Source organism: Streptomyces sp. MZ04 (assembly GCF_004684775.1).
Classification (GTDB): domain Bacteria; phylum Actinomycetota; class Actinomycetes; order Streptomycetales; family Streptomycetaceae; genus Streptomyces.
In genome coordinates, this window is record NZ_SRIC01000068.1 from 23,341 (window position 1) to 31,252 (window position 7,912).

Genomic DNA, 7,912 nt, shown 5'->3' on the forward strand with positions numbered 1-7,912 from the left:
GGGCCCGGACGGTATGGGGACTGTCCGGGCTGAAGATGCGGTGCGGGTGGAACTGGTGTGCTGTGCGAGGGAACAGTGCCAGTTGAGCCAGGTTCATGTCAGGCCCTTGGCCATATGTTGGCCAGAAATAGTCCGTTGAGCGAAGGTCCATGTACGCAATGCGAACCAGGGCGTACATGGGTGCGCCGCCCCGGGGAGTTGAACCACCCGGAGCGGCGCCGTCTCTCATTTCACAGGAGACCTGAAGAGGGCCTGCGGGAGGCCCGGTCGGCCTACGGGAACGTCAGCTTCCAGCTGTTGATGTAGCCGGTGTCGTACGCGGCCACGTCCTGCACCTTCAGCTTCCACGTCCCGTTCGCCACCTCGGACGACGCGTCGACCGTGTACGTCTCGACGATGTTGTCCGCGGAGTCCGACGAACTCGCGTTCTTCAGGCGGTAGTTGGTGCCGTCGGGCGCCACCAGATCGACGACCAGGTCGCCGCGCCAGGTGTGCACGATGTCGACGCCGACCTTCAGTGCGCTCGGCGCGTTGCCGGTACGCCCGGTGACGTTGACCGAGGAGGTCACCGCAGCGCCGTTGTCCGGAATGGCGACGTCTGTCGTGTTCTCGAACTCCGTGCCACCGCCGCCGCCGGGCCGCGAGCCGACGTTGACGCCGGCCCACGCGTGGGCCACCGCCGCGTACTCGGCGCTGGTGGTGCCGTACAGCTCACCGGCCGCCGCGAGCGTCCCGGTGCGGGCCGACGCGTAGTTGGTGGTCGTGGTGAACTTCGTCGTGAGCGCCTTGAACCAGATGAGTGACGCCTTGTCACGACCAATTCCGGCCACAGGCAGACCATCTGAGGTGGGCGAGTCGTACGAGACGCCGTTGATCACCTTGGCGCCGCTGCCCTCGCTCAACAGGTAGTAGAAGTGGTTGGCGACACCGGACGAGTAGTGCACGTCGATGTTGCCGATGCCCGAGTACCAGGAGTCCTTGGACGAGCCGTCCTTGCTGGGCTTGTCCATGTAGCGCAGCGGCGTGCCGTCGCCGCGGATGTCGATCTTCTCGCCGACGAGGTAGTCGCCCTTGTCCGACGCGTTGTTGGCGTTGAACTCGACCGCCGCCGCGAAGATGTCGGATGTGGCCTCGTTCAGACCGCCGGACTCGCCGCTGTACGTCATGTTGCCGGTGGCCGACGTCACGCCGTGCGTCATCTCGTGGGCCGCCACGTCGATGGACGTCAGCGGCTTGGCGTTGCCCGAGCCGTCGCCGTACGTCATGCAGAAGCAGCTGTCGGACCAGAAGGCGTTGACGTAGTTGTTGCCGTAGTGGACCCGCGAGTACGCGCCGACGCCGTCCCCGCGGATGCCGGTGCGGCCGTGCACGTTCTTGTAGTAGTCCCAGGTCAGCGCGGCGCCGTAGTGCGCGTCCGCGCCGGCGGTCTCCAGGTTGGATGCCGCCCCGTTGCCCCACACGTCGTCCGCGCCCGAGAAGAGCGTGCCGGTGCCCGAGGTGCCGTGGTTGAGGTTGTACGTCTTGTGGCTGCCCCGGTTGGTGTCCGTCAGGGTGTAGTTGGACCCCGACTGGGCCGTCCCGAGGGTGACCTGACCGCTGTACTGGGTGTTGCCCGTGCCGTTCTCGATGCCCTGCCACTGGAAGAGCTTCTCGCCGGTGGCCGCGTCCGTGATGACGTGCAGTTCGTTGGGTGTCCCGTCGTGCTGCAGCCCGCCGACCACCGTCTCGTACGCGAGAGTCGGCTCGCCCTTGGCCATCCAGACGACCTTGCGGGGCGCCCGGTCCGCGTCGGTCTTCTTCGACCCCTCGGCCTTCGCGGCCCCGAGCGCCTGCTTCTCGGCGGTCGACGCCTTCACGTCGGCGCTCAGGTCGACGCCCTTGAGCTGCGCCTTCGATGCCTTGGTGACGCCCTCGGTCTTCCCCGACGTCGCGGAGTCGACGACCAGGTCGCCACCGAGGACGGGCAGCCCGTCGTAGGTGCGCTCGTAGCGGGTGTGGACCGTGCCGTCGCCGTCCTTGGTGACGTCACGTACGACGAGCTTCTCCTTGGCGCCCAGGCCCAGGTCCTTGGCGGTGTCCGCCTTGGTGGCGTTGGCGTCCTTGAGGAGCGCGGCACGCTGGGCGGGGGAGAGCTTGGCGGGGACCGAGCCGGGGTCGGCCTTGCCGATCTTGGCGGCGGCCGGTGCGGTCGACGGAGTCTTGGCGGGGTCGTCGGCGGATGCCGGGCCCGTCTGGACGGCCACCGCGATGAGTGCCGCGACGGCGGTCAGGGCGCCGGCGGCGGCACCCCGTCGGGAGGATATGGATCTACGGGACGCGGATCTGTGGGAGGTGGATCTCAACACGGACTCCTTCTGCGTGGCCGCGGCGTTGCGCGACCAGAGAAACCGGGCGGCGCGGTCGTGCCGTCCGGGCAGAACAAGGCAGAACGTGGAGCTGGGAATCGCACGTGGAGCTGCGAATTGAGGGGAAGAGTGGCAGCAGGGCGGGCCCTTTGTCAGGGTTGCGTCAATAGTTGGCCGGAACTGGTCCGCTGCCCGGTAGATCACGTTCGATATACGGAGGGGGCGTCCAAGCCCAGGGGCTGCCCTCTTGTTCGAGGACAGCCCTCGGTCGTGCGTCAGATGTTCGATGCTGTACGACCGGCCCGGCGCGGGGTGGCGGGTGGCCGGATCTGGTCCACGAACTGTGCGCGCGGCATGCCTAGTTGGGGATCGAATCGAGCAACTGACCCCACTCGGGATACTTCACGACCTTCTTCTCGTGCAGGGCCATCACCTTCGCGCTCAGCCCGGGATCCGGGTCGTCGGAGAGCCGCAGCGCCGAGAGCCGCCCCAGGTGCGGAATGATCACGAAGTCCCCGGCGAGGTGCACCGGGTCGTGCATGTACCGCTCCAGCGCGTCCAGGTCCTCGACGCCCACGCAGTACGTGTGGGTGAAGCCGTCGTCGGGCAGTCGCAGATCCTGCCCGACCGTCCCGTACGACGCCGACTCGACCGTCGAGGTGCGGCGCATCGCGGCGAGCACCTCGGCTTTCTCCTCCTCGGTCGTGCCGTCCTTGAAGCTGAAACGCAGGATGTTGACGATCACGCGCAATCTCCTTGCCGCATGGCGGAGTTGGCAGATGAATTGAACCAGCGGGTTCAATGTACTGGGCTCATCGGTAAAGTTGAAGTGAGTACAGTGAACAGGTGGCAGCACTGAGAGAGCCGACGGGGCGGACCGGGACGGCACGTACGACGGCACGTACGACGGCACGTACGACGGCGTCGAGGGGGCGCATCGACAAGCGGCAGGCGATCCTGGAGGCCGCCTTCACCGTCTTCGCCCGCCGGGGATACGCGCAGGCCTGCGTGAAGGAGATCGCCGAGGAGGCGGGGGTCGCCAAGCCGACCGTCTACAACCACCTCGCCGACAAGGAGAACCTCTTCCGGCACGCGATGGAGGCCGCGGCCGACGCGGTGCGCGCCGAGAACCTCGCCGCCGTCGAGCGGATGCGCGACCCCGGCGACGATCTGCGCGCGGCCCTGGAGGACGGGGCGTGCCGGATGCTCCAGGTGTGCTGCTCCGAACGCGCACGCGCGCTGCGCTGGCTGACGTACGCGCAGGTCGCCGGGTTCCCCGACCTGATCGAGGCCGTTCAGGGGCGTACCTCGCACGGTCTTGCCGACGCGCTCGCCGACCGCCTGGCCCGGCTCGTCCTCTCCGGCCGCCTGCGCCCCTGCGAACCCGCCCTGGCGGCCGAGCAGTTCCTGGCACTGCTCACCGGCCCGCTGGAGGCGCGCTCACGGCTCGGCACGCGCAAGGTCCCGGCGGCGGAGGTCCGTGAGGTGGCGGCGGCCGCGACCGACACCTTCCTGCGGGCGTACGGGGCGGCCGCCCCGGAGGCCGGCTAACCCACCACGCTGTCCCGCCACGCCCGGTGCAGATCGGCGAACGATCCGCTCCCCGCGACGAGCTCGTCCGGAGTGCCGTCCTCCACGATCCGCCCGTGCTCCATCACGAGCACCCGGTCCGCGATCTCCACCGTGGAGAGCCGGTGGGCGATCACGACGGCCGTGCGGCCGTGGAGCACGGTGTGCATGGCGCGCTGCACCGCCCGCTCGCCCGGGATGTCCAGGGAGCTCGTCGCCTCGTCCAGGATCAGCACCGCGGGGTCGGCGAGCAGCGCCCGCGCGAAGGCCACCAACTGCCGCTGACCGGCGGAGATGCGGCCGCCTCGCTTGCGTACGTCGGTGTCGTAGCCGTCCGGCAGCGACGCGATGAAGTCGTGGGCGCCGATCGCCTTCGCCGCGTGTTCGATGTCCTCGCGGGTGGCGTCCGGGCGGCCGATGGCGATGTTCTCCGCGACCGTGCCCGAGAACAGGAACGCCTCCTGGGTCACCATGACCACGCCGCGCCGCAGTTCGGCGTTGGCGAGCTCGCGCAGGTCGGTCCCGTCGAGCAGGACCCTGCCGTCCGTCGGGTCGTAGAAGCGGGCGAGCAGCTTGGCGAGCGTCGACTTGCCGGCGCCCGTGGAGCCGACGACGGCGACGGTCTGCCCCGCGGGCAGCGTCAGGTCGAAGCGGGGCAGCACCTCGCCGCCGGTGCGGTAGGCGAACCGCACGCCGTCGAAGCGGACCTCGCGGCCCGGGTGTTCGGAGGCGAGGGCGGGCAGCGGGCGCGCGAACTCGGCCGGAGGTTCCGGTACCGAAGGGGTCTGGGCGAGCAGGCCCGCGACCTTCTCCAGGGACGCGGCCGCCGACTGGTAGGAGTTGAGGAACATGCCGAGCCGGTCGATCGGGTCGTAGAGGCGGCGCAGATAGAGCACCGCGGCGGCGAGGACGCCGAGCGCGAGTGTGCCGTCGGTGACGCGGTAGGCGCCCCACAGGACGATGCCGGCGACGGCCGTGTTGGCGACGAGCCGGGACCCGACGACGTAGCGGGCCATCTCCAGCATCGCGTCGCCGTTGCTGCGCTCGTGCCGGTGGTTGAGCACGGCGAACTCGGCCTCGTTGGCGCGCTCGCGCCGGAAGGCGCGGACCGGGCGTATGCCGTTCATCGTCTCGGCGAACTTCACGATGACGGAGGCGATCGCGGTGGAGCGCTTGCCGAACAGCGGGCCCGCGCGGCGCTGGTAGCGGCGTACGAGGAGGTAGAGCGGCACGAACGACACCACCGCGGCGGCACCGAGGCTCAGGTCGAGCCAGAGCAGCATCGCCGAGATGTAGACGAAGGACAGGATGACGGTGATCAGCTCCTGCAGGCCCTCACTGAGCAGCTCCCGCAGGGATTCCACATCAGTGGTGGAACGGGAGATCAGCCGCCCCGAGGTGTACCGCTCGTGGAAGTCCACGCTGAGCGCCTGCGCGTGCCGGAAGATCCGCCCGCGCAGGTCGAGCAGCACGTCCTGGTTCACCCGCGCCGAGGCGACGATGAACGCGTACTGGAACACCGCGGACGCGGCCGCGCACAGCAGGTAGCCGACGCCGACGGCGATCAACGGCCCGTAGTCGTCGCGCCGCACGGCCGGTACACCACTGTCGATGGCGTACGCCACGAGCAGCGGCCCGCCCTGCACGGCGGCCTGCTGCAGCAGAAGCAGCACGGTCGCGAGGACGACCCGCCCGCGCATCGGCGCGAGCAGCGAACGGAGCAGGGCGGCGGTGGCGCCGGGCGCAGTGGGGAGCGTGTCCTGGTCGAAGTCGTCGGTGGGGGAGGGAGGTTCGGGCGTGTCGTGGTGCTCCGACGCGAGTGCAGGGGCTGTTCCCTCGGCACGCTCGCGCAGTGCGTCGCCCTCGTCCGGATCCGCTGTCCGTGACGCCGGTGTCGATGCCGTCATCGTGCCGTCTCCCCCTCTGTGGACGTGACGTCCGTCGCTTCCTCCCCGGAGGCGATGTCCGCCCCCGACATCAGCCACGCGTACTCCGCGTTCTCCCGCAGCAGTTCCTGGTGCGTGCCCACCGCCGTGATCCGGCCCCCGGACAGCAGGGCGACGCGGTCGGCGAGCAGGACCGTGGACGGGCGGTGCGCCACCACCAGGGCCGTGGTGTCCCGCAGGACGCGGCGCAGCGCCGCCTCCACCAGGGCCTCCGTGTGTACGTCGAGCGCGGACAGCGGATCGTCGAGGACCAAGAAGCGGGGGCGGGCGACCACCGCGCGGGCCAGGGCGAGGCGTTGGCGCTGGCCACCGGACAGGCTCAGGCCCTGCTCGCCCACCTGCGTGTCCGTGCCCTGCGGCAGCGCGTGCGCGAAGTCCGCCTGGGCGACCTCGAGAGCGCGCGCCAGATCGGCGCCCCCGGCGCTCTCGCCCCCGCCCATCAGGACGTTCTCGCCGACCGACGCGGAGAAGAGGGTCGGCTCCTCGAAGGCCACGGCCACCAGCGTGCGCAGCCGCTCGCGGTCCATCTCCGCGATGTCCGCGCCGTCCAGCGTGATCCGGCCCTCGCTCACCTCGTGCAGCCGCGGCACCAGCGCCGTCAGGGTCGTCTTGCCGCTGCCCGTCGCACCGACGAGGGCGAGCGTCTCACCGGTGCGGATGTGCAGGTCGATCCGGTCGAGCGCGGGCCGCGCGTCGGCCGGGGCGTCGGGATACCGGAACCGCACGCCGTGAAAACGGAGCCCGGCTTCTCCGGAGCCGGGCGGGACAGCGGACTTCGTCACCGAAGACTCCGGCACCGCGTCCATCACCTCGAAGTACCGCTCCGTGGCCGTCGCCGACTCCTGGCTCATCGCGAGCAGGAAGCCGATCGACTCCACCGGCCAGCGCAGGGCGAGGGCCGTCGAGAGGAACGCCACCAGCGTGCCCGTGGACAGATCGCCGTCCGCCACCCGCACCGTGCCAAGCACCAGCGCCGCGCCGATCGCGACCTCCGGCAGCGCCGTGATCACCGCGTAGATCGCGGCGAGCAGCCGTGCCTTGGCCAGCTCCGTGCCCCGCAGCGTGTGCGACAGCTCGTGGAACGCCCGCGCCTGACTGCGGTGGCGGCCGAAGCCCTTGATGATGCGGATGCCGAGCACGCTCTCCTCGACGACCGTCGTCAGATCGCCGACCTGGTCCTGCGCCCGCCGCGCCACCGCCATGTACCGGCCCTCGAAGTACGCGCAGACGATCACCAGCGGAACCAGCGGGGTCAGCAGCACAAGCCCGAGCGCCCAGTCCTGCGCGACCAGGATGACCAGGCCGACCACGATCGTCGTGCCGTTGACCACCAGGAACGTCAGCGGGAAGGCGAGGAACATCCGCAGCAGCATCAGATCCGTCGTGCCGCGCGAGAGCAGCTGGCCCGACGCCCAGCGGTCGTGGAACGCCACCGGAAGCCGCTGCAGATGGCGGTAGAGGTCCGCCCGCATCGCCGCCTCGACCGAGGCGAGCGGCCGCGCCACCAGCAACCGCCGCAGCCCGAAGAGGAGCGCCTCGGCGACACCGAGCAGCAGCAGGAGCAGCGCCCCGAGCCACACCCCGCCGAGGTCCCCCTCGGCCACGGGACCGTCCACGAGCCACTTCAGCACGAGAGGGAAGACAAGCCCCGTGCAGGACGCGATGATGGCGACAAATGCCGCGCTGAACAGGCGAGTTCGGATGGGCCGGACGTACGGCCACAAGCGCAGCAGCGTCCGTGCCGCTGACCTTCCCCCGGCGGATTCCTTGGTCGGTGCATCTGGTTTCGGCATCAGGAGCGAGCCTACGGATGGCCACTGACAGAGCCCACCGAGTTTTGGCCCGGCCCCCCTCGTCCGCTGGTCCTACGACCCGCCTCCGTCGGCGATTTCAGCCCGTCCGGCGTTTGAGGACGAACTCGGCGGAGCCGGTGATCCACGGCCACTCGCGGCCGGCGCAGCCGGAAAGTTTCGGGAAGGGGCGGGGTTGGGGAAAGGAAACCCCTCACCCACACACCCGCAGCAAAACAACCGCCCGCCCCGGCACGGTAAC

5 protein-coding genes are annotated in these 7,912 nt (G+C 70.1%); 1 reads left to right on the forward strand and 4 read right to left on the reverse strand.

The window, feature by feature from the left end:
- Positions 1-272: 272 nt before the first annotated feature.
- A complete protein-coding gene (locus E2651_RS16955; RefSeq protein WP_167828814.1) occupies positions 273-2,345 on the reverse strand; it encodes a M4 family metallopeptidase in 2,073 nt (690 codons plus the stop codon).
- Between the two features lie 358 nt (positions 2,346-2,703).
- On the reverse strand, positions 2,704-3,090 hold the full coding sequence (locus E2651_RS16960; RefSeq protein WP_135331984.1) for a Dabb family protein: 387 nt from the start codon (positions 3,088-3,090) through the stop codon (positions 2,704-2,706).
- Positions 3,091-3,281: 191 nt separating this feature from the next.
- Here E2651_RS16960 and E2651_RS16965 point away from each other — a divergent pair, with 191 nt between their 5' ends.
- Complete coding sequence (locus E2651_RS16965) at positions 3,282-3,896, forward strand: TetR/AcrR family transcriptional regulator (protein ID WP_348541641.1); 615 nt, start codon at positions 3,282-3,284, stop codon at positions 3,894-3,896.
- Here the strand turns inward: E2651_RS16965 and E2651_RS16970 are convergent.
- Positions 3,893-5,821 carry an ABC transporter ATP-binding protein gene (locus tag E2651_RS16970; RefSeq protein ID WP_135331985.1) on the reverse strand — a complete coding sequence of 643 codons (1,929 nt, stop codon included), beginning with the start codon at positions 5,819-5,821 and terminating at the stop codon, positions 3,893-3,895. The genes E2651_RS16965 and E2651_RS16970 overlap by 4 nt on opposite strands.
- On the reverse strand, positions 5,818-7,653 hold the full coding sequence (locus E2651_RS16975; RefSeq protein ID WP_135331986.1) for an ABC transporter ATP-binding protein: 1,836 nt from the start codon (positions 7,651-7,653) through the stop codon (positions 5,818-5,820). Before E2651_RS16975 ends, E2651_RS16970 begins: the two co-directional genes overlap by 4 nt.
- Positions 7,654-7,912: the final 259 nt, after the last annotated feature.

Excerpts from the sequence above, each read along its gene's own strand:
- E2651_RS16970 (WP_135331985.1), bottom strand. The coding sequence starts at position 5,821 with ATGACGGCATCGACACCGGCGTCACGGACAGCGGATCCGGACGAGGGC.
- E2651_RS16975 (WP_135331986.1), bottom strand. The coding sequence starts at position 7,653 with ATGCCGAAACCAGATGCACCGACCAAGGAATCCGCCGGGGGAAGGTCA.